This is a genomic window from Pseudomaricurvus hydrocarbonicus, assembly GCF_011602365.1.
GTDB classification, from domain to species: domain Bacteria; phylum Pseudomonadota; class Gammaproteobacteria; order Pseudomonadales; family Cellvibrionaceae; genus Pseudomaricurvus; species Pseudomaricurvus hydrocarbonicus.
Map to the genome: position 1 here is coordinate 93,016 of NZ_JAAONZ010000017.1, position 21,792 is coordinate 114,807.

At 55.0% G+C, this 21,792-nt stretch carries 21 protein-coding genes; 12 read left to right on the top strand and 9 right to left on the bottom strand.

The window, feature by feature from the left end; translation table 11 throughout:
* Positions 1-21 precede the first annotated feature (21 nt).
* The 6 genes from G8770_RS18340 to ectA form a co-directional block, all read right to left on the bottom strand.
* Complete coding sequence (locus G8770_RS18340) at positions 22-972, bottom strand: TPR end-of-group domain-containing protein (protein WP_167190329.1); 951 nt, start codon at positions 970-972, stop codon at positions 22-24.
* Entirely contained in the window at positions 957-2,393 is a 1,437-nt protein-coding gene (locus G8770_RS18345) for an aspartate kinase (protein WP_167190332.1), read from the bottom strand. The genes G8770_RS18340 and G8770_RS18345 overlap by 16 nt, the downstream gene beginning before the upstream one ends.
* A gap of 94 nt (positions 2,394-2,487) precedes the next feature.
* Entirely contained in the window at positions 2,488-2,817 is a 330-nt protein-coding gene (locus G8770_RS18350) for a TraR/DksA family transcriptional regulator (protein WP_167190335.1), read from the bottom strand.
* 146 nt (positions 2,818-2,963) lie between these two features.
* The gene (locus tag G8770_RS18355; protein ID WP_167190338.1) at positions 2,964-3,362 is read right to left on the bottom strand and encodes an ectoine synthase; all 399 of its coding nucleotides are present in this window, start codon (positions 3,360-3,362) and stop codon (positions 2,964-2,966) included.
* Positions 3,363-3,521: 159 nt separating this feature from the next.
* Positions 3,522-4,829 (bottom strand): diaminobutyrate--2-oxoglutarate transaminase, encoded by a 1,308-nt coding sequence (ectB, locus tag G8770_RS18360; RefSeq protein WP_167190341.1) that lies wholly within the window; start codon positions 4,827-4,829, stop codon positions 3,522-3,524.
* A gap of 178 nt (positions 4,830-5,007) precedes the next feature.
* Positions 5,008-5,499, bottom strand: coding sequence for a diaminobutyrate acetyltransferase (ectA, locus tag G8770_RS18365; RefSeq protein WP_167190344.1), 492 nt, complete (start codon positions 5,497-5,499; stop codon positions 5,008-5,010).
* A 594-nt stretch (positions 5,500-6,093) separates the two neighbouring features.
* Here ectA and G8770_RS18370 point away from each other — a divergent pair.
* From G8770_RS18370 to fbp, 3 genes are all read left to right on the top strand, one after another.
* Positions 6,094-6,681: a MarR family winged helix-turn-helix transcriptional regulator gene (locus G8770_RS18370; protein ID WP_167190461.1), complete on the top strand. Its 588-nt coding sequence runs from the start codon at positions 6,094-6,096 to the stop codon at positions 6,679-6,681.
* A 275-nt stretch (positions 6,682-6,956) separates the two neighbouring features.
* A complete protein-coding gene (gene oxyR, locus G8770_RS18375; protein WP_167190347.1) occupies positions 6,957-7,859 on the top strand; it encodes a DNA-binding transcriptional regulator OxyR in 903 nt (300 codons plus the stop codon).
* 321 nt (positions 7,860-8,180) lie between these two features.
* Positions 8,181-9,188 (top strand): class 1 fructose-bisphosphatase, encoded by a 1,008-nt coding sequence (fbp, locus tag G8770_RS18380; protein ID WP_167190350.1) that lies wholly within the window; start codon positions 8,181-8,183, stop codon positions 9,186-9,188.
* A gap of 158 nt (positions 9,189-9,346) precedes the next feature.
* Here the strand turns inward: fbp and G8770_RS18385 are convergent, their stop codons facing one another.
* Entirely contained in the window at positions 9,347-9,658 is a 312-nt protein-coding gene (locus G8770_RS18385; protein ID WP_167190353.1) for a c-type cytochrome, read from the bottom strand.
* Positions 9,659-9,830: 172 nt separating this feature from the next.
* On the opposite strand from G8770_RS18385, the gene G8770_RS24250 reads away from it, so the two are divergent.
* Together G8770_RS24250 and G8770_RS18395 are read left to right on the top strand one after the other, a co-directional pair.
* Positions 9,831-10,469, top strand: coding sequence for a hypothetical protein (locus G8770_RS24250; RefSeq protein WP_243760560.1), 639 nt, complete (start codon positions 9,831-9,833; stop codon positions 10,467-10,469).
* Between the two features lie 16 nt (positions 10,470-10,485).
* Positions 10,486-10,866, top strand: coding sequence for a thioesterase family protein (locus tag G8770_RS18395; protein WP_167190356.1), 381 nt, complete (start codon positions 10,486-10,488; stop codon positions 10,864-10,866).
* A 78-nt stretch (positions 10,867-10,944) separates the two neighbouring features.
* Here the strand turns inward: G8770_RS18395 and G8770_RS18400 are convergent, their stop codons facing one another.
* Together G8770_RS18400 and G8770_RS18405 are read right to left on the bottom strand one after the other, a co-directional pair.
* A complete protein-coding gene (locus G8770_RS18400; RefSeq protein ID WP_167190359.1) occupies positions 10,945-11,790 on the bottom strand; it encodes a hypothetical protein in 846 nt (281 codons plus the stop codon).
* A gap of 268 nt (positions 11,791-12,058) precedes the next feature.
* Positions 12,059-12,616, bottom strand: coding sequence for an HNH endonuclease (locus tag G8770_RS18405; protein ID WP_167190362.1), 558 nt, complete (start codon positions 12,614-12,616; stop codon positions 12,059-12,061).
* Between the two features lie 1,271 nt (positions 12,617-13,887).
* Between G8770_RS18405 and G8770_RS18410 the strand changes: the two genes are divergently transcribed.
* The 7 genes from G8770_RS18410 to fis all read left to right on the top strand — a co-directional run bounded on the left by G8770_RS18410 (position 13,888) and on the right by fis (position 21,758).
* Positions 13,888-14,130 (top strand): exodeoxyribonuclease VII small subunit, encoded by a 243-nt coding sequence (locus G8770_RS18410; protein WP_167190365.1) that lies wholly within the window; start codon positions 13,888-13,890, stop codon positions 14,128-14,130.
* A gap of 11 nt (positions 14,131-14,141) precedes the next feature.
* Entirely contained in the window at positions 14,142-15,032 is an 891-nt protein-coding gene (locus G8770_RS18415; protein ID WP_167190368.1) for a polyprenyl synthetase family protein, read from the top strand.
* A 191-nt stretch (positions 15,033-15,223) separates the two neighbouring features.
* Positions 15,224-17,134 carry a 1-deoxy-D-xylulose-5-phosphate synthase gene (gene dxs, locus G8770_RS18420; protein ID WP_167190370.1) on the top strand — a complete coding sequence of 637 codons (1,911 nt, stop codon included), beginning with the start codon at positions 15,224-15,226 and terminating at the stop codon, positions 17,132-17,134.
* A 51-nt stretch (positions 17,135-17,185) separates the two neighbouring features.
* Positions 17,186-18,073 carry a 50S ribosomal protein L11 methyltransferase gene (prmA, locus tag G8770_RS18425; protein ID WP_167190373.1) on the top strand — a complete coding sequence of 296 codons (888 nt, stop codon included), beginning with the start codon at positions 17,186-17,188 and terminating at the stop codon, positions 18,071-18,073.
* Positions 18,074-18,235: 162 nt separating this feature from the next.
* Positions 18,236-20,155 carry a DUF3426 domain-containing protein gene (locus G8770_RS18430; RefSeq protein WP_167190376.1) on the top strand — a complete coding sequence of 640 codons (1,920 nt, stop codon included), beginning with the start codon at positions 18,236-18,238 and terminating at the stop codon, positions 20,153-20,155.
* A gap of 305 nt (positions 20,156-20,460) precedes the next feature.
* Positions 20,461-21,450, top strand: a complete 990-nt coding sequence (gene dusB / locus G8770_RS18435; protein ID WP_167190379.1) for a tRNA dihydrouridine synthase DusB — start codon at positions 20,461-20,463, stop codon at positions 21,448-21,450.
* A complete protein-coding gene (gene fis / locus G8770_RS18440) occupies positions 21,447-21,758 on the top strand; it encodes a DNA-binding transcriptional regulator Fis (protein WP_167190381.1) in 312 nt (103 codons plus the stop codon). The genes dusB and fis overlap by 4 nt, the downstream gene beginning before the upstream one ends.
* Positions 21,759-21,792: the final 34 nt, after the last annotated feature.

Consider the following 21,792-nt stretch of genomic DNA (forward strand, 5'->3'; position numbering starts at 1 on the left):
GGGCGGCCCTGGTGAATGGCGTTAGCCAAGTCCATTGATCAGCGTTCGAAACGGTTGATAGTCCTGAATAGGATGCAACGCAGGGTCTGTGTCCAGATGTTCACTGTAGGTTTCCGTCAGATCCAACGCCTTGGACAGGAAACGAACCGCCTCATCAAACTGGTGCAAGGCGGTATGAGCACAGGCGAGCTGGTAAAAGGCATGGCTGTTTTGGGGATCAATCGCCAGCGCCTGGTGGCACAGGTTGATCGCCCACAGGGGCTCGCCCAATTCCAGCACCGCGTCAGCCTTATACGTCAAGGCCTCGCAATCATCAGGACGCACCTTGAGGATCTGATCATAGATCGGCACCTGATGCCCCGGCGAATGGTCTTGTTGTGCACGCAACCACAAAGACTGCACTTCCTGGCTTTGCTCAAGCGCCTCCCGGTTTTCTTCAATGTGCTGGGTCTTCTGCATCAACTGATTTTCAATTCTCTCAAGTCGAGCCTCATACTCATTGATCAGCTTGGAGATCTCGTCATTGGCAAACGAGTGCACCCGCTCTTTAATATCACGAATGGATGTCCAGCCCACCAGCACCAACACCGAGCTGGCTGCGGCGATCAAATAGAAAAAATAGGTGATGGTATTCGTGGCGTAGGTCACCCCCCGATCCACCGAGGTCAATTCACGATCGACGATTTGCTGCAACAACTCATTTTTCTGAGCCGCCATCTCCACCCGTAACTGTTTGAGTTCATCCAGCACATAGCGCTCAATGAAGGGGGAGTACAGCGCCTCGTCAAGCGACTCAATGGCTTGTTCGGCCTGCTCGGCTCTGGCAGCTTGTAGGGAGGATTGTTGGACATCTTCGGCGGGAGGGGATCGTTCAGCAGTGGAGGAGAGTTCGGTTGTTACTTCGGCGGCGGCCCCCAAGGAGGACACCGCCAGCAGGATTAAGGTTAAAACACCGGTTAGGATGCGAGGCATATAGCTCTACCGTGGTCATGAATCTCGACCAGAGACTCGTGTAAACTTTTCACAGTCTGATCGTAATCAGACTCATTGACAATAAACTGCATATCCACCTGACGCATCGATTGATGTACCGCGAGGACACTGATATTGCGACTGGCAACAGCCTGTACCGTTTTGGCCAAAATACCCGGAATCTGCATATCACTCCCAATGGCCGACACTATGGCCACTTTTCGCTGGTTAAATTCAGCATCGGGGTAGCGCTCTTCCAGCACCGCACGTATACGCTTCACTGTTTTCAGGTTCGTCGACAGAAAGTGCGTAATGGTATTGGCATTTATATCTTTAGATACAATATGTGCTTTAAACCGCTTGATCGTCGCCAACACCTCATGATCGTAATCATGAATATTACCCGCCATGTCCTGATCAAAAATCTCCAGGGCATAGACACCTTTACAGCCGGCAATGATCTCAACACAAGGAGTATCGCTCACATAGTCACCGGTAATCAAGGTACCCGCGTGCTCGGGCTCAAAAGTATTCTTCACGCGCAAGGCGATGTTGTTCTGGCGCAAGCCTTTGGCGGCCTTGGGGTGAATCGCCTCCATCCCCAGGTTGGCCAGCTGATCGGCAACATCATAGTTGGTACGGCCGATGGGGACAGCGTTTTCTGCCCCCACCAGACGGGGGTCGGCACTGCTCAAGTGGAACTCTTTGTGGATGATGGCTTCCTCAGCGCCGGTGATCACCGCCAGGCGACTGAACGTCATCTCACTGTAGCCACGATCAAAAGAGGACATCAAACCGTCCTGGCTGTGAGCGTAACCGGTTACCACTGGCAGCACTTGGGACAGGTCCAAATCCGAAAAGGCCAGGCGGATACGTTCATCCAGCGACACGTGCTTATCCGTATTCCAGCCCGTCAAATCCAAAAACACCGCCTTCACGCCGTCGCGCTGCAATAAGGTGGCGGTATTCCAGGCGCTGTGAGCCTCCCCCAGACTGGCCAACATCTCACGCACCGTAGCCAGGTGAGCATCCAGAGCAAAATGTCCGTGCATGCACAAGCTGTGGAGATCCACAAGGCACGTTTGAGCCTCATTGACTCTTTCGTCAATGAAATTGTTGGCTTTATCCAACAGTTCGGTATCGCCAAATAAATTGCGATTGATCGCATGCAGCTCTTTTTTAAGCTCAGCCAGTGAATGCAACCAGGTTTTGTCTTCCACGCTGCTGGCAAACAAACCATAGATACCCGGCTGGCCATTCTTCTTGTGCTCAAGCAATTTATCCGTAATACCGCCGTAGGCAGACACGACAAACACCCGCTGATACAGGTCGCCATTGTGGGCGCCCTTGAAAATAATGTTATCCCGAACTGACTCATAGTCGCTCATGGATGTACCGCCAATTTTCTCAATCGTGTGCATATTCTTGTCACCTTAAATAATTGTTACAGTTTCTTTCATGTCGCAGGCCAACAGGGCGTCCCTGTTATTCATCGAGCAGTCACTGGCTCGATCATCAATCAGCACAGCTGATGCAAACCTGCGTATCTGGAACTGCCAATAATCGATTCACCGGTATCTCACAATCACAAACTCTGCACAGTCCGGCATCGTCACTGTCCAGCCACAACAAATTGCGGGACAGCCGTTTCAGTTCACTTTTATGATCTGCCAGAACCTTTTCATCCACTGAAGAGCTGATGGTTAAATCCAAATCCGCGGACGGGTCATCATCCTGCTCCAGTTTCTTACTGGTAAAACTCTTAGCTTCCGCAATTTCACCTTGCAGCTGTTCCATGCGATGTTCGATCATCGACTTTAACTTTCTGAGTTCAAGAGCATCCATAGCCAGTTCAATCCTTCACTCTTTTTTGACGAAACCCAGAGTCTTTAACCCTCTGATGAATCATTTTCATAAAAAAATTCGCCCTAAACCAGCAGCGAATTTTTTTAGACAATGATCAATCACACCAACCTTATGGTGCATTATTGTTAGATACTTTCTGCATCCAACTCATAAGCACCTTCGGCATTATGAACTTCTTTGCCGTTCAGAGGAGGATTGAACACACACGCCATTTTCATTTCTTTGGTCGCCCGCAAGACGTGTTTATCGTGCTTGTCGAGAATATAAAGAGTGCCGGGTTTTATTGGGTATTTGACACCATCGGCCAAGGTTTCGACTTCCCCCTCACCGGACATGCAATACACGGATTCTAAATGGTTCTGGTAATGCATCTGAAAATCGGCACCCGCGTAAATTGTCGTAATATGGAAAGAAAACCCCATATTGTCATCTTTCAGCAGCATCCGGGTGCTGTCCCAATTGCCATCTGGCGATACAATTTTACGACTGGTTTTTTCTGCTTCTTGTAATGTTCTTACAATCATTGGCTAACGCCTCCAATAATTTATTTTAAAATGCCTGATACAACAGCCTGCACAATATGACAGCTCATAAACCCGCGAACACTTCGCGGGCACGCAGCCAGATCATCCAGGCTTTATTCTCTTGTTGATTTCGGTTTTTTCTGCGGCCAGAGCCTTTACTTACGATGCAACACGAACATCATCAAAGTAATCGCTTTCTTCCGGCATGGAATCCTCTTTGGCACAAACTTCACGAATGGCCTGTTCAACAATATCGATGCCTTTTTTGAGGTTTTCATCACTGATAATCAGTGGACACAGGAACTTAACAACCTGGTCGTCAGCACCACTGGTCTCAATAATCAAACCATTCTGAAACGCCTTGCGAGTAATCTTCGCAGCCAGATCACCATTGACACAGTTGATGCCACGGAACATACCACGACCACGAGTGGTGAAGTTACCTTCACCATACTTTTCCACAATGGCATCCAGTCGATCGGCGACGTAATCGCCTTTACGCTTGATTTCTTTTGAAAATTCGTCGTCTGCCCAAAAATAATCAATCGCTGCTTTCGCCGTGACGAACGCGAAGTTATTACCCCGGAAAGTACCGTTGTGCTCACCTGGCTTCCACTGATCAATTTCAGGACGGAACAGTACCACCGCAAACGGTAAACCATAACCACCCAGAGATTTCGACAAGGTAACAATATCGGGCTTGATACCGGCTTCCTCAAAGCTGAAGTAGGTCCCGGTACGGCCACAACCCGCCTGAATATCGTCCACAATCAACAGGACATTGTGCTTTTTGCACACGACATCCAGATTGCGCAACCATTCAAAGCTGGCAACATTAATACCGCCCTCACCCTGCACAGTTTCCACAATAACGGCAGCCGGCTTATCAATACCACTACTTGAATCTGACAACACCTTGTCCAGATACGCGGTAGTATCGACATCGTCACCGAGGTAGCCATCAAATGGCATGCGGCTGGTACCGTGCAGACTGGTACCCGCTGCACCGCGATGGTGAGAGTTACCCGTTGCCGCCAGGGCACCCAGGCTCACGCCGTGAAAACCGTTGGTGAAAGTAATGATGTTCTCACGTCCGGTGACATTACGGGCCAGCTTGAGCGCAGCCTCTACCGCATTGGTACCGGTCGGGCCGGTAAACTGCATGACATAGTCCAGATCACGGGGCTTCAGGATTTTTTCATTAAACGCTTCCAGGAATTCACCCTTGGCCTTCGTGTGCAGATCCAAACCGTGAGTAATGCCATCACTTTCAATGTAGTCCTGCAACAGCTTTTTAAAGATCGGGTGGTTGTGCCCGTAATTTAAAGTACCAGCGCCGGCCAGAAAATCCAGATATTCTGTGCCGTCTTCATCGTACAGAAACTCGCCCTTGGCGCGATTAAAGACGCGCGGGAATGAGCGTGCATAAGATTGAACTTCCGATTCGATCTCTTCAAAAATTTTCATAGTTCGTTTCTCCGAGTAGTTTTAAATTCCACCAAACCAGTAGCGTCTAACTTGCGAACTGACGCACCGATTTTGAATTTTTTACAGACCTTTACAGCGCCCGACAGATCACCTAATAATCAGACCGGCCTTTAAATGCCCGCTTATGAATAACAGCTCCAGGCTCTTACCAGCGGCTCTAGACCGAAAACGGTCCGATGCGCACCAGAATCTCTGAATCGTGCTCACCCTGGAAATGAGCATCCCGGCCAAACATCACAGATTCATGAAGTTCAGCCCCCAAACGTCGCGCTGCGCCCTTAAAGAGCCCCCAGGACGCCTGGTTGTCTTCTGTAATTGTTGTCTCCAGATGGGTCACGCCCTGACAGGCAGGTCGCGCCAGAATATTCTCAATCATCTTGCCGGCCAGCCCTTGACCTCTGGCGGCTTCGCCCACGGCGACCTGCCACACAAATACGGTGTCCGGGCGCTCAGGAATAAGATAACCACTGATAAAGCCCACCAGCTCGCCATTCATTTCTGCCGCCACCGACGTGCCCGCAAAATGACTGGTCTGGAGCAGATTGCAATAGATCGAGTTGGGATCCAGCGGCGGACACTGGGCCACCAGACGGTGAAGACTCATACCATCCTCAGCAACCGGTTCCCGTAGAGTAATCTCGTTTTTCACCTCAACCCCCTCAAACTCATTTACACATCAAATATTTCTTACCCTAACAATATTAAAGCAAATATCCATTAGGTCCTGAGCAATACAACACCTAATGACTGCGCCATGAGTCACCAAAATCAACAAAACCCATAAAAAATGCATTCGCTATTGCTTAGAGCCCTAAACATAGTACACTAAATATTATAAATGTCCAGACGCGCCTGATTGCCGAGAAATGCTTAAAGAGCAATCGACTACGTTTTAATAGCAGCTCGGAATGACCTTTGGGTTACAGCGGCGATCGGGATTGACGTCCAGACCACGTGGCCTGGCCGCATGGCAGGGCACCACAGAAGACCGCCTGGGATCCGCACAGCAAGCGGCTCTCAGGCACCAATGAACGCAAAGGAAAGCGGGAAGGAAAAGCGGGCAAAACGGACGCAGCCAGGAGAACGTCGACAGCGGAAGCCATACAACACAAGGGGTTAACCTATGCAGCACGCCGTTAACCCCACCACTGACACCCCGGGAGGATTACCGATATGAACCTCCAGGCGGACCCAATAGAGGAGGCTAGAAGTGAATAAAATGGTCGGCGACATCGATCCCTGCATGTATAATTTGGCATTCAGCAAGCCCAACTCAAGCAGAGAAAAATTCTTGAACAGCATCGAAGAAGTCTTGATCGCGCTGCGCCGCGTCATACGCGCAACCGATCTGCACTCCAAACACCTGGCAAAGACCACCGGCCTGACGGCACCCCAGATATTGCTACTGCAAACCATACGCGACAACAGTGACAGCACTATTGGCGAAATTGCCTCAAAAATGAGCCTCAGCCAGGCCACGGTGACTACCATTATCGATCGCCTGGAAAAACGCGAACTGGTATTTCGGGAGCGCTCCAAGGAGGACAAGCGCAAGGTACACGCCTACCTGACAGATGACGCATACAACATTTTGAAAGAGGCCCCAATTCCCCTGCAAGATCACTTTGCCCGGCAGTTTGGAGACTTGCAGGAATGGGAACAAACCATGATCATTTCATCGCTGCAGCGTGTCGCCCAGATGATGGACGCCCAGCACATCGACGCCTCACCGGTGCTCGATGTGGGTCTTCTGGATCGCCATGATACGACCATCGACAAGCTGGCTCCCTTTCTCGACAAAGCCGATCGGGACACGCCCCCCCATAAGTGAAGCCCTTCCGGTGGAAGCTTCCGAGCAACCAGCCCCTGTGATTTCGGTAATGGATTACCGCTGAATCACAGACAACCTCACCACACCGACCTCTGCCCCCCCTATTGCCCCACCCTCATTAAAAGGCCCTATGCTGACCATAAGCAGAGCCTATTAGGTAAAGTAGCGGCCAACCGATACAGTGACGGATCGCGACTCAGCTTTGTGCGCTCACTTACGAGCAAACCGCGACCCTCTTCTACCACCCACCGAATGGACACCCACAAAGAGCTTCCATGATAAAATTACGCGATCTTGAGTACCTGGTGGCCATTGACGAACACAAGCACTTTGGTCGAGCCGCAGAAGCCTGCTTCGTCAGCCAGCCGACCCTCAGCGGGCAAATCATAAAACTGGAAGACCAGCTGTCCTTGCAGCTGGTCGAGCGCCATCGACGCAGTGTCATGTTAACGCCCGCGGGAGAGACCTTGATTGCCAAGGCCCGCAAAGTGTTGCAGGCTGCCGAAGAATTTGAATCCACCGCCAAGTCCTTACTGGACCCGCTCGCCGGCGATTTGCATGTTGGCATGATTCCCACCCTGGCCCCCTATTTACTGCCGCACATCATGCCAGGCCTGAATCGCGCACTGCCCAACATCCATTTCTATTTACACGAAAACAAAACCCACAACCTGCTGCAGGAATTGAACGGCGGCAAGCTCGATGTGCTGATCCTGCCCTATTTGGAAGACATGGATCACTTTGAGCGCTACGATCTGTTTGAAGAAGAACTGCTGCTTGCCGTCCCCCGCCAACACCCGTTTGCCAACAAGGATCAGGTCACGCTGGATGATTTGCAGGGGGAGCAAATCCTGACCCTGGAAGACGGTCACTGCCTCAGGGATCAGGCACTGGGCTACTGCTTCAGCGCGGGCGCCCATGAAGACAACCGGTTCCAGGCCACCAGCCTGGAGACGTTGCGCTATATGGTGGCCAGCGGCCTGGGAATGACTCTGCTGCCCAAGCTCGCGACCCTCAATCAACAGCCGGACAACAACCTGCACTACATCCCCTTTTCCGACCCGGCACCGACACGCAATATCAGTTTGGTGATCCGCCCCAACTACTCCCGCATGGAGGCCGTTCGGGCCGTGGTCAGCGATGTGCGGGTTTCGCTGTCCAAGCTGTCGGAACTTTGATTTGAGCCAGGGCTGCCTCTTTTTTGAGGGTAAGGTTTGTCACCCGCCGGGCAGCCTAAAATCACTTCCCGGATTCGACCACACCATGTCACACCACACCGAGACTCACCCCACAACCCTGATCACAGAGTGATCAAAATGCCCGTTTACCGACACTGCAAAGGCACCACGCCCTCCCGGCGCCAAGAAACTTGCCCCTGTGCACCTCAACAGCCATTAAGAAGTTGACAAATAAAGACCAGCTGGGACACTAGGCTACACTTTAATTACACCTCTCATTACACCACTCATTACACTACGGATGAAAAGAGTCCCCGCCTTATGGAAATGACCAAAACACTCGGTGAATTCATTATTGACCGTCAAACCGAGTACCCAAATGCTACCGGTGCGCTGACCTCCATCTTCTCCTCTATTCGCCTGGCTTCCAAAGTTTTACACCGACAAATCAATAAAGCCGGACTTGTGGACATCACCGGAGCGGCCGGCGCAGAGAACATTCAGGGTGAACAGCAGCAGAAGCTGGACATTTTTGCCAACGAAAAATTTAAAACGGCCCTTGCCGCACGCGGCGTAGTCTGCGGCATCGCGTCTGAAGAAGAAGATAAATACGTCAATTTTGAGGAAGGCAATACTCAGGAAGGTGAGTACGTGGTGCTGATGGATCCGCTGGACGGCTCCTCCAATATCGATGTGAATGTGTCCGTTGGCACTATCTTTTCCATCTATCGCCGGGTTTCCCCTCTAGGACAACCGGTCACCGAAGCCGATTTTCTGCAGCCGGGCAACAAACAGGTCGCAGCAGGCTACGTCATTTACGGCTCATCCACCATGCTGGTGTACACCACCGGCAACGGGGTCAACGGTTTCACTCTGGACCCGAGCCTGGGCGTGTTTTGCCTGTCACACCCGGACATGCAAATGCCGGAGGATGGTAAAATTTACTCCGTCAACGAAGGCAATTACATCAATTTCCCCACGGGCGTGAAGAAATACATCAAGTATTGCCAGGAAGAGGACGAAGCCACACAGCGTCCGTACACTTCGCGCTACATCGGTTCACTGGTGTCTGATTTCCACCGCAATCTGATCAAGGGCGGGATTTACCTGTACCCGACAGCCCGCAGCTACCCCAAAGGCAAGCTGCGCCTGCTCTATGAGTGCAACCCCATTGCCTTTCTCGCTGAGCAAGCCGGCGGCAAAGCCATCAGTGCGCCGGACCAACCGATCATGGACTTAAAGCCCAGCGAACTGCATGAGCGCACGCCTTTTTTTGTCGGCTCCACGAAAATGGTGAATAAAGTCGAAGAGTTTTTGCGCGAAGGTTAACGGCCCGGCTCTGATGCTTGCATCAGAAATCAGACCGTGATCGTTTGCGCTGCAATTCAAGTCACCACTAAAGCTGCAGCTAGATGAACGAGGGGACTGCGCATTGCGGAGCCCCCTCACGCGTCGTTTCCTGCTGAGGATCACCAGCCGCTCGACGTTTACAGCGAGCTAAAGTACGCCGCCAGGTTGGCGATATCCTCATCGCTTAACGGCTTCGCCATCCCGCTCATGATGGCGGCCTGCCCGCCGGTGCGCTCGCCATTTTTATAGGCCTTCAGCGCCAATTCGAGATATTGAGCCTGCTGGCCCGCCAGATGAGGATAGCTCGGAATCATCGCCTTGCCATTGACCCCGTGACAGGCCGTACAAACGGCAGCTTTGGCTTTACCCGCAGCCGCATCACCGGCAGCCTGTGCCAAGCCAGGAATCGCCAACACCGCAGCCACCAACATAACAACACGCAATCTCATAAGTTCTCTCCAGACGGACTAGTCTTTAAAATCAAATCTATTAACGATACATTGTCTAACGATACATTGTCGTTGCCCGAGTAATGGGTATCGACTGATGAATCATACGGTTCAGTCGCTTTGCGCATCGCACCAGGCAAAGCACGCAACACATCAAGGCAGACGCTGAAGTTTGATTGCCACCAAGGCCATCGGCCTCCCCTGTTCGGACAACATCGACGAAGTGAATCATATCAACACGCCACCGTCCATCAAAGAAACACCGTTACCGGCTCCGAACTCGGCCCGGGTATTTTTTATTCAACGATGGCTGGCCACGGCCTTCACACTGGCCAGCGCTCTGCTGCTGCACTCGGCGATGGCCGCCACCGCCACGTCAAACACCACAGCGACCCAGCAACCTGACGATGCATCCGACAGGCTCCGTCCCTTTACGAGCGATGGCTGCAGTGCCTTTCCGGATGGCACCCCCGACCAACAGCAGCTTTGGCTGAGCTGCTGTCAGCTGCACGATTACGCCTACTGGAAAGGGGGGGCTTACGCTGAGCGCGAAGCCAGCGATCTCGCTCTCAGGCGATGCGTCGCAGCTACAGGACAACATTATATTGCTGAATTAATGCTGAACGGGGTCCGAATTGGCGGCACGCCTTATTTGCCCACCTCGTTTCGCTGGGGGTATGGCTGGCCATTCTTGCGAGGCTACAAGCCCCTCAGCCCGAAAGAAATCGAGCGGGCCAAAGCCCTCAGCCAGAACATCCACTGGCCCAGCAGCCCACAAGATCATCACCCCGAAAAAATGGATCAACCATAAACTCAGGAGTTCCACAGTGAGTATAGATATCATCACCCCGCGCTTTTGTGAAACAGACGCTCTGGGTCACATCAACAACGTCAGCTACGCTGCGTGGCTGGAACAGGGTCGCACCGGTTTTTTCACCCGCAACGCACCACACAAGCACTCGCCGCTGATGCTGGTCAAGCTGGAAATCAACTACCGCCATGAAAGCTTTCACGGCACCGACGTAGAAGTACACACCCACTTGACCAAACTCGGCAACAGCACCTTCACCCTTGCTCAAACCATTTTTCAAAAACAGGTGGTCGTCGTAGAGGCCATTTCCGTGCTGGTGCGATTTGATTCTCAGAACAAACGCAGCCTGCCCTTTGACGACGTATCAAGAGCCCATTGGTCGGCACTGCTAAAATAAACCTGCAGAGGAAACACGAAATCGATAACACAATACATCAGCAGATGCACACGAACGCCGCCGGGCAACACCGCTACGTTAACGCCGATAGACCCAGTTACGATGCTTGTTATCACAGGTCCACAGATCGTGACTGAGCGGCTGACACCAGGAAATAGCGGCGGGAAGCTTGTGGTCATAACGGGATTTAACCGCGAGAGTTTGCTTGTCTCGTTTCAAATACTCAAACATTTGCGCCAGTCGTTCCACAAAGTTTTGCCGCTGCGCTCGCGACTCCTCCCACGTGTAATAAAACTTACTGTAACTCATGGTCGAGCCTCCCAAACCGATCGACAGCATTTTTTCAATGTAATGCCGATAGCTGCCGTATAAATCCTGTTGCCGGGGTGGAGCCTCTACCCCAATCGGGCTTAATTGCAAACGGTTAGCCGCCGATAAACTGCCTTTCGGTAACCGGTGATTTGGCAGGTTGAGGACCAGGCGATACTCATCCCCAGCACAGCGAATGACGTCGGCAAATAAACGGCAAGAATCACTATCGACGCTGCCCCCCGGCGCCGGGGCGGCAACCACGGTCGAGTCCCGCGAAAACTGCGGCTCGGCTTGGGGCCGGCGATTCGACGGCTCTGCCAATACTGTTTTGGCCTCTGCGGGTGATGGCGGTTTTTTGTTTGGTATGGCCGGCAAGGCAAGGCCTACTCTGGCCGCCGGCCGGGATAATAACAATCGCTGGACCGCCGGGCTGTTGCGACGAAAGTCTCTGATCGATGGCAAGTCTGCGCCCTTGCCCAGCAACTGACAATAGGCTTTTTCCAGCTCGGTGTTTGGCTCAAAGCCCTGACCCGGCTTGCAGGACCAGGCCACCGGCGCCGCCAGGCAGGTGCACGCGAGACTCCCGACCAAGACCCAACACGCCCTGCTCATGGACATATTACCTTTCACCCCCACCACCATACTCACTCATGAACTGCTCTGTGTCTTGCGTAACGCTGCATCTTGCCCCAGACAGCGTCGCCAGGATACGAAAAAGCTCACAGCGATGACAATCAACACGCAGGCATGCCGCAATGCGAGTCACACCAAACGACGCAGGGAGTGAGCAACCGGAGCCAGAGACAAACGTCAGCTTGAGCACAGAATTCAAAACACAATAACGGCGATGCAAGACGTCACCAGCCAGAAGTCGTGTGATTTACAAATGTGACAAACGGGCAAACTGAGGTCGCAAATACTCGACCTGATCCTCGCGAATGCGACTGCCATTGATCAACGCCAAGTACTCGGCCGCATTGGGGCAATAAGGCAGGGCAATCAACTCCATATCCAGCTCTTCCAGCAACCAGCTGCCTTTGCGCTGATTACAGCGTCGACACGCCGCCACCACATTGGTCCAGCGGTCGCGACCGCCGCGGCTGCGTGGTTTCACATGGTCCCGGGACAATTCCCTGGGTGAAAAAAAGCGACCACAATACAGGCATTGATGGTTGTCTCGAGCAAACAGCGCTGGATTACTCAACGGCGGTACCAACCGTGCAGGCGCCAATCGCCCCCCGCCACAGGCCAGGATGGCCGGGACTTCAATGTAACTTTGGCGCCCGGAAACCCGGGAATAACCACCGTATATTTTTCTGACCACCCCGCCCAGACTCCAGGACACCAGATCCCGGGCATAAAGGCATACCGCCAGCTGCCAATCAATCCATTCCAGCGGCTGTCCAGCCGCGTTCAACCTCAAAATGCGCGCCTCCATCACCCCGCCTCCCGGTTCGCAAGATAGCCGGGCAAACGATTTACCGGCAACGCTGATGTCCCGCCAATACCCTCGGCCCCCGCCCGGGCACACCGCCCAGTGGTTCCTGGCGCAAACCACAGAAAGCCAACATGCCCCAAACATACAAGCCATAAATGTCGGGCACAGACGCCGGGGGGTCTTGGAACACAGCTGGCTGGACTTGAAACGAGAGTGAAAGGTTTACCGGCAAGTCCCGAAGGCTTACAAGAAGGTCGATGGGTTCGTGAACCAGCCCATCGAATGAGAACATCGTGATTACAGCTGAAGGCTAAACCTCCTCTGGTAACGCGGTTCCGGCCAACCCTTTAGGTTTTAGGTTCGGCCCCGCTGTGTTCATTGTTCCTGACTCACCACGGTTAACGTAACATGCTTCACGCAGCCCAACGTAAGTATAAATCAGCTGCGCTGGGGTGCTGCCTGTTGCGCCTATAGGTTTTGGTTGGCTGCTGCTCGCTGCGAGCCCCACCTCAGCCAAAGCCTCACTTGAACCGGAAAATACCCTGCCCTCCGGAAACCCTCTCCACAAGGAGCGGCTTCATTCACGAAGCGGGTATTCACAGCGCTCACAGGACCAGCCAAAACTGAGCACAAATCAACCGTTTTGATCAGTATCCAACGGCCCAATTATGGAGTCAAGCCCGTCCACCGGCTACCGACCGCCAGTTGCCGCTCACCAATTGACTGAGTCAGGCCGTGCGCGGGCTGTTTAGCCGCTATTTAGCCGCCAACGCCAGGAACAACAGAAGATGGTAGTAACAAAAGCAAGCCCCTAACGGGCAGAAGATAGCCTCTAACGGGCCGAAAGACCGGCAGGCGCAGGGCAAAAGAGAGAAAATGACAGGCCAAAAAGAAAAAACCCCGGCAGCTTCCCGCTACCAGGGCGTACATCACAGGATTTTCTTACCCTAAGTCCTTAAATTATCAGCTTATTTCCCTATTCCTTGCCGATTATTTTTTCCTGATCATCCCTGTTGCTCGTCCGTGTGCTGCATCCTAGCCTGAGTAATAATAGCGCACGGCACACATTTCAACAGTGGCAAAATGCTATATTCTTTGTGCGATATATCGCACAAAGCTGTCACCCCACGGGACCCGCTAAAGGTTAACGGGAGACTTTCTGGCCATCAACGACTTAAAATAGACAGCGTCACCAGGCGCCCGATACATTGACCTCACCATAGCCCTTCGGTAGGGTTGCGCTTCTGTTTAACCACTTGTGAGATCCCTCTGTGGCCGCCAAGAAAAAAGCCGTCGACTTTGAACACTCCCTCCAACAACTTGAAGCCCTGGTCACCGACATGGAGAAGGGGGAGCTGAGCCTGGAAGAATCCCTCAAAGCGTTTGAAACCGGCATCAAACTGACCCGCGAGTGTCAAACCCGACTCTCCGACGCCGAACAAAAAGTCCAGCTGCTGCTGGAAGAACAAGGCCAGCTGATTGCACAGCCGTTCCACGATGACGACCCGCTGTGAGTGCCTGCCCAATGCAACCGCCACTGAAAGCTTTTCTGACGGAATGCCAGGCCCGCATTGAAACGGTCCTGGAAAGCGCCCTGCCCCCCCCCAACGCCAGTGAGCCGACCTTGGTGGCGGCCATGCGCTACAGCCTTCTTGACGGCGGCAAACGCATCCGACCCGCCCTGGCCTACGCCAGTGCCCAGGCGATTGATGCCGTGTCACCCGCCACCGATCAGGTGGCCAGCGCCCTGGAATGCATCCACGTCTACAGCCTGATTCACGACGATTTACCCGCCATGGACGACGACAACCTGCGCCGCGGCAAGCCCACCTGTCACATTGCGTTCAGTGAAGCCACCGCGACTCTGGCCGGTGATGCCCTGCAAGCCCTGGCTTTTCAGTGCCTGACCGGCGCCACCGACCTCGACAGCGACACCCGCTTGCAGCTGGTGCAGCAGCTCTGTCTGGCGGCCGGCGCCCAGGGCATGGTCGGCGGGCAGGCGATTGATCTGGCGGCCGTCAACTGCGCGCCGGACCTGCAGCAGCTGCAACGCATGCACCGTCTGAAAACTGGGGCACTTATCGTCGCCAGCGTGGTGATGGGAGCGATCGCCACCGGCAAAGCCAGCCCGACGCAAATAGCCGCACTGAAAACCTATGCCGAGGCCATTGGCCTGGCGTTTCAGGTGCAGGACGATATCCTCGACGTCACTGCCGACACCGCGACCCTCGGTAAACAGCAAGGGGCCGATATCGCCCTCAACAAACCTACCTACGTTGCGCTGCTTGGGCTCGAGGGTGCAAGACGCAAGGCCCGGGACCTGCATCAGCAGGCGGTGGATGCCCTCAGCGGGTTTGACTCAAAAGCCGACACCCTGCGAGCGCTGTCAGCCTACATCGTCGAGCGGGAAAAATAAGCGGCACGCCAAACAAACGCCGACACACAGCGCCTGCCCAGTCGACGCCCCCAAGCGGCAAATGTCCACGCATTTGCCGCCATTCCTGCGGATTCGCCCGGTTTCGAGCATAGGTGCCAATAAAACTCCTATGCAAGCCCGGACTATCCCCCTAAAATTGCCCTTTTAGCCTTGAGCAAAACGCCACCCCCATGTTTGATGAAATACCACTATTCCGCCCCCTGACCCCCTTGCTGGATCAGGTGAATTCGCCCGCAGACCTGCGACAATTGGAAGAGAAAGAGTTGCCGCAGCTGGCCCGTGAGTTGAGGGAGTTTCTGCTCTACAGCGTCGGGCAGACAGGTGGGCATTTCGGCGCCGGGCTGGGGGTCGTAGAACTGACCATTGCGTTGCACTACTGCTACAACACGCCGGAAGATCGTCTGGTCTGGGATGTCGGCCATCAAACCTACCCCCACAAGATCCTTACCGGTCGCCGCGAAGAGATGTTGACCATGCGCCAGGCGGGAGGGCTGTCGGGCTTTCCCAAGCGCGCTGAAAGTGAATACGACACCTTTGGCGTCGGCCACTCCAGCACCTCCATCAGCGCCGCCCTGGGCATGGCGCTCGGAGCCGAGATGGACGCCAGTGAACGCAAAAATGTCGCCATCATTGGCGATGGCGCCATGACCGCCGGCATGGCCTTTGAGGCCCTGACTCACGCGGCGCATACAGAGACCGACATGTTGGTGGTCCTCAACGACAACAACATGTCTATTTCACGCAATGTCGGCGGTCTGGCCAATTACTTTTCCAAAGTCTGGGCCAGCAAGCTGTACACCAATTTCCGCGAAGGCAGCAAAAAAGTGCTGTCCAAAATCCCCCAGGCCTGGGAATTGGCGCGTAAAACCGAAGAGCACATGAAAGGCATGGTCTCGCCGGGCACTCTGTTTGAAGAGCTGGGCTTCTACTACATTGGCCCCATCGACGGTCACGATCTCGACCGCCTGACCCACGACCTGGCCAATTTGCGCAGCCTGCCAGGACCCAAGTTACTGCACATTATTACCCGTAAGGGCAAAGGCTTCGCCCCGGCGGAAGCGGATCCCGTGGGCTATCACGCCCTCAATAAGATTGAACCCAAACCCAAGGTGCAGGTCGCCACGCCGACCGCGCCGAAAAAGCAAAAGTATCAGGATATTTTTGGTGACTGGCTGTGTGATATGGCGGCACAGGACGACAAACTGGTGGGCATTACTCCCGCCATGTGTGAAGGCTCTGGCATGGTTGAGTTTGCCGAGCGCTTTGCCGACCGCTTTTACGACGTCGCCATTGCCGAGCAGCACGCGGTCACCCTCGGAGCGGGTCTCGCCTGCGAGGGCCAAAAGCCCGTGGTGGCCATCTACTCAACGTTTTTACAGCGTGCCTACGACCAGCTGATTCACGATGTGGCCATCCAGAATCTGGACGTTACGTTTGCCATCGACCGCGCCGGTCTGGTAGGCGAAGACGGCCCCACCCATGCGGGCAGCTTTGACCTGAGCTTCCTGCGCTGCATCCCCAACATGCTGATTGCCGCACCCAGTGACGAGAACGAATGCCGTCAACTGCTGACCACCGCCTTCAAGTTCAAAGGCCCCGGGGCGGTTCGCTACCCCCGCGGCACCGGCCCGGGCAACCCCATCGACAAGGCTCTGACGCCCCTGCCCATAGGCAAGGGCGTGATCAAGCGCGAAGGACTGAAAGTCGCCATCCTCAATTTCGGCACCTTGCTCTCGTCTGCCATGAGCGCGGCAGAACAACTCAACGCCAGCGTGTGTGACATGCGCTTTGTGAAACCTCTGGATACCGAGTTGATCCGCAAAATGGCTGACAAACACGACCTGCTGGTGACACTGGAAGAGAATACCGTCGCCGGTGGCGCCGGCAGTGCGGTGATGGAATGGCTGGCGGAGCAGGGTATTGTCACACCGGTACTGCCCCTGGGGCTGCCCGACGTGTTCATTGAACACGGCAAGCACGACGCCCTGCTGGACGAAGCCGGGCTCAGCGCCGGGAAAATTTTGACGCGCATCCAGCAAAGGCTGGCGCCGACTCAAACCCAGGCTTCGGCCGGAGCGTAAGCGCCGGCCTCCTCCTCCCCTCTATCGCCCAACTGAACGACTGGAATCGCTATGCCCTGGCTACAACTTCACGTGAACACCGACCGCACCCACGCCGAAAGCATCGAAGATGCCTTGCTGGCAGCCGGTGCCGTGTCCGTCACTCTGGAAGACAGGGCAGACCAGCCCATTTTGGAGCCCGCGCTCGGCGAAACCCCGCTGTGGGACAACACGCTGGTCACAGGCCTGTTTGACGCCGACATCGACACGGCCGCCACCAGCCAGGTCGCCGTCGTGGCGCTGGGCGGTGAACTCCCGCCCCACCGCTGGGAATTGCTGGAGGATAAAGACTGGGAGCGTGAATGGATGAAGAGCTACCAGCCCATTCACTGTGGCCACGACCTGTGGATCTGCCCAAGCTGGATCGACACCCCCGACCCGGACGCCACCAATTTGATGCTCGATCCGGGCCTCGCTTTTGGTACCGGCACCCACCCCACCACGTTTATGTGCCTGCAATGGCTGGCGGAACAGGGGCCATACCACGGTGAAACCTTTGTCGATTACGGCTGCGGCTCGGGGATTTTAGGCATCGCGGCGCTGTTGCTGGGCGGCGCTCACGTCACCGGCACAGACATCGATCCGCAGGCCCTGCTGGCGACCCACGACAACGCCGACCGCAACCAGATTGCCCGCGACAGGTTTCCGGTGTATCTGCCCGCCCAGTGCCCGGAGCTGCAAGCGGATGTCATGCTGGCCAACATCCTGGCCGGCCCTCTGGCCGACCTGGCTCCGAATCTGAACGCCCTCACCCGCCCGGGCGGCAAACTGTGCCTGTCAGGCATTCTGGCCACCCAGGCTGAAACCGTGATGGACGCCTATCGTCGCTGGTTTGACTTCGACCCGATCCGCCAGCAGGAAGAGTGGGTGTGCCTGACGGCGGTCAAGCGACAAGCGTGACTTTAGCCGCCAAAGGCCACCGCAACGGCCGCAAGCCCTGAACGCCCGTCAATTTGCGTCCAATGTCTCACATCCGCTGTCTGCTTTATTCGTTTATTTACCGATCTCGCCGGAACGTCTAAACTCAGCGGTCTAGTTAAAACTCCAGGGAACGACCACAGAATGGCAGACAGGGTAACAAGCTGCCCCCATTGCAGCACATCCTTTCGCATCACCGACGCCCAGTTGCAAACAGCAAAAGGGGCGGTTCGCTGTGGCTCCTGTTTGCAAATTTTTCGGGCACTGGATCACCTGCTGCCACTGGAACCCGCCCCCTCCGACGCCGTAAAACCGTCAATGGTAGAGGCTGCGGTCAACAAAACCCCCTCTGCAGATAAAACGCCTTTCGCGGGTAAAGCCACAGTAACCGGCACAGCCTCACACACCAGTAACGCGCCCCCAGAGAAAACTGAGGCGCCGACTAAGACCGCGTTCTCGCTCGTTAACGACCCGTTACCGGACGACGATGCCTCTCTCAAAACCGAAATTGAGCGTGCGGTCGCCAAGTCATCGGCGCTGTTGGGTGACGCCACCACCCCAGCTAAAAACCAGCCGCACACGCCAGCGAAGGCGGCGCCCATGGCAGAGGACCCGCAGGATGAAGCGGAAAGCTCTGCCATCGACAGCCCCGCCGCGGAACAAGTATCCAGCGAAGAGTCACCGCCGCAAGCTGCGCCGTTGCCCCCTTCGGCCGATACGCACGATGACGATGACCTCCTTATCTCGGACGACATGGATCAGGACACCGGCTCCCATAGCCTCCACCTGGGTGAGCTCAGTGACAGCTTTCGAAGCCAGGGGAACCTCGGCAGCAGCCACAAGGGCTCCTTGTTTGATCGTGAAATCAAAATCGACGCCGACCTTGAAACCGATATATCGGACGAGTCCTGGGCGGTCGATCTGCTGCAGGAGCTTGGAGAGCCGGACACTGACGACAGGGATGAAGACCCCGAACCCACCTTCTCCCTGCCCGATGACTTCGACCTGGAAGAAACCGAAAAACAGTACGAAGACCAACTGTTTGGCGACAGTTCCCTCGACAACCAGACCGATCACAGCCTGTTCGATGACGCTCTGCTGAAGGACCAGTCAGCCTTCCAGACTTCAATCGACTCTGAACAGGCTCCCGAATTCAGTCCACCGGCTCCCGAATTCAGTCCACAGGCACCGGTAACCTTCGAATTGCCCGACGACATTGAGGCGGGTGATGGCACGCGTGACAATGATAACCGAGATGACACCCTCTTCCGCGAGCTGGGCGAAGACTTCTCCTCGTCCCGCAAGGAACCCACATTCAGCCTGATCGAAGAGGACCCCCTCCCGCAGGACAACCTGCCGAAGGAGAGCCTCTATGAGGCGGCGGATTACGCCACTGAGCACTATGCCTCAGATGACTACGATGCCCAGGATCGCGACGTTTCAGACAGCTACAACCCGGGGGATGATGACCCTTACGGCTCCGAAGGGGATCCGTACAGCACAGAAGCAGAGCCTGATCACTCGCTGCTGCTGGAGGGGATTGCCCGCGCACCGGTTGAAATGGAATGGCAACAGGAGAAATCTCCCTGGCCCAGACGCCTGCTTTGGGGCGGCTTAAGCCTGCTGGCCGCCGCTGTGCTGGCGGCGCAACTGGCCTGGTACAACTTTGACAGCTACAGTCGAATTGAGCCCTGGCGCCAAGGCTATATGCTCGCCTGCCCCATGATTGGCTGCCAGGTGCCCCCTATTGCGGATCCGCGCCGGGTAAAAGCCTACAATCTGGTGGTGCGCAGCAACCCGCGCGCCGGGAATGCGCTGATTATTGACTCGATCCTATTGAATACGGCCAATTTTGAACAGCCATTTCCCGACTTTACCCTGACCTTCAGCAACCTGCAGGGTAAACAGCTGGCCTATCGTCGCTTTACCCCCAGGGAATACCTTGGCGGGGAAATGGCGGGAGCCAGCCACATGCCCAGCGGGCAACCGGTACACATCTCGCTGGAGATTCTCGACCCGGGCCCGGATGCCGTCAATTACACCGCGGCCATTCCACTGGATTAGGTGCCTCCTCAGCCCCGGACTCCTGTAATGGCAGCACTCACTTCACAAAACCGGTCGCCATAAGCCCTGTCGCCCCTCACGCCAGAGAACTGCTGCTCTGGGGAGAGCATTTTACCGCGCCTGTCAACGCCTGTTTTTTCAGCAATTTGTGCAATTTGTGCTTCCAAAACCCCGCCCATCGCGGGTATGATACACCCCCTTTCGCAGATGACCGGCCGGGCCCGAAAACCGGATAAAAGCCAGTCAAAAAGGGGTGTTAGGCGTGAAACTGCAACAGTTTCCGCAGGTGCAAATTGGGGTGTCTCTTGTTTCAAATTGGTCCATACCACATCAACAACCAGGTGGTGTTGGCGCCTATGGCCGGTGTGACCGACCAACCGTTCCGGCAGTTGTGCCGGCGACTGGGCGCGGGACTTGTGGTCTCTGAAATGGTCACCTCAGACTCGCGTCTATGGAACAGTCGCAAATCTCAGACACGTCTAAACCACAGCGGTGAAGCTGAGCCTCGCTCGGTTCAGATTGCTGGTGGCGATCCGGAAATGATGGCCACCGCTGCGCGCATGAATGTGGAACGCGGCGCTCAGATTATTGATATCAACATGGGCTGCCCCGCGAAAAAAGTTTGCAAGAAAGCTGCCGGATCGGCCCTCTTAAAAGACGAGCCTCTGGTCAAGGATATACTCACAGCCGTTACCGACGCCGTCGACGTGCCCGTCACGTTGAAGATCCGTACCGGCTGGAGCACTGACCATCGCAATGGCATCACCATTGCCAGGATGGCAGAGGACACCGGCATTGCCGCCCTCGCGGTCCATGGGCGCACCCGCGCCTGTGGCTACAGCGGCGACGCCGAGTACGACACCATTGCCGCCATTGTCGACGCCGTTTCCATTCCGGTGTTCGCCAATGGCGACATTGATGAGCCAATCAAAGCCAAGCGGGTACTGGAACATACCGGTGCCGCCGCCGTCATGATTGGCCGTGCGGCACAGGGACGCCCCTGGATTTTTCGGGAAATCAACCATTTCCTGAACACCGGGGAGTACTTAACACCCCCTCCGGTTCATGAAATCCGGGATATCCTGTGCGCACACCTTAATGAGCTGCATCGCTTTTATGGCGACTTCATGGGACTCCGTATCGCCCGCAAGCACGTGGGGTGGTACTTGAAAACGCACACCGACAGTGGCGATTTTCGCAAGATGTTTAACCAGATAGACAACGCTCAAGAGCAACAAACCAGTGTTCGAAACTATTTTGAACAACTGATAACGAAAGAGGATGAAGCAGCATGAACACAGCTGAAGCGCTTATGGCTGACGCGCCAATCGAACTGACCAGCACTGTTAACGAACCGGCTCCTGCAGCCACTCAAAACCAATCTCTGCGCGATTGTGTTGAACAGGCCATGGACAATTACTTCAAACACCTGGACGGTCAAGCGGTCTGCGACGTCTATGACCTGGTCATGGCCGAAGTCGAAGCCCCCATGCTCGAAATCGTGATGAAGTACACCCGCCACAACCAAACCAAAGCCGCCCAGGTTTTGGGATTAAACCGCGGCACCTTGCGCAAAAAGCTGAAGCAATACGGATTACTCTGATTCGTCGCTATACTTTCCAGGAAGGGTGAGCTTG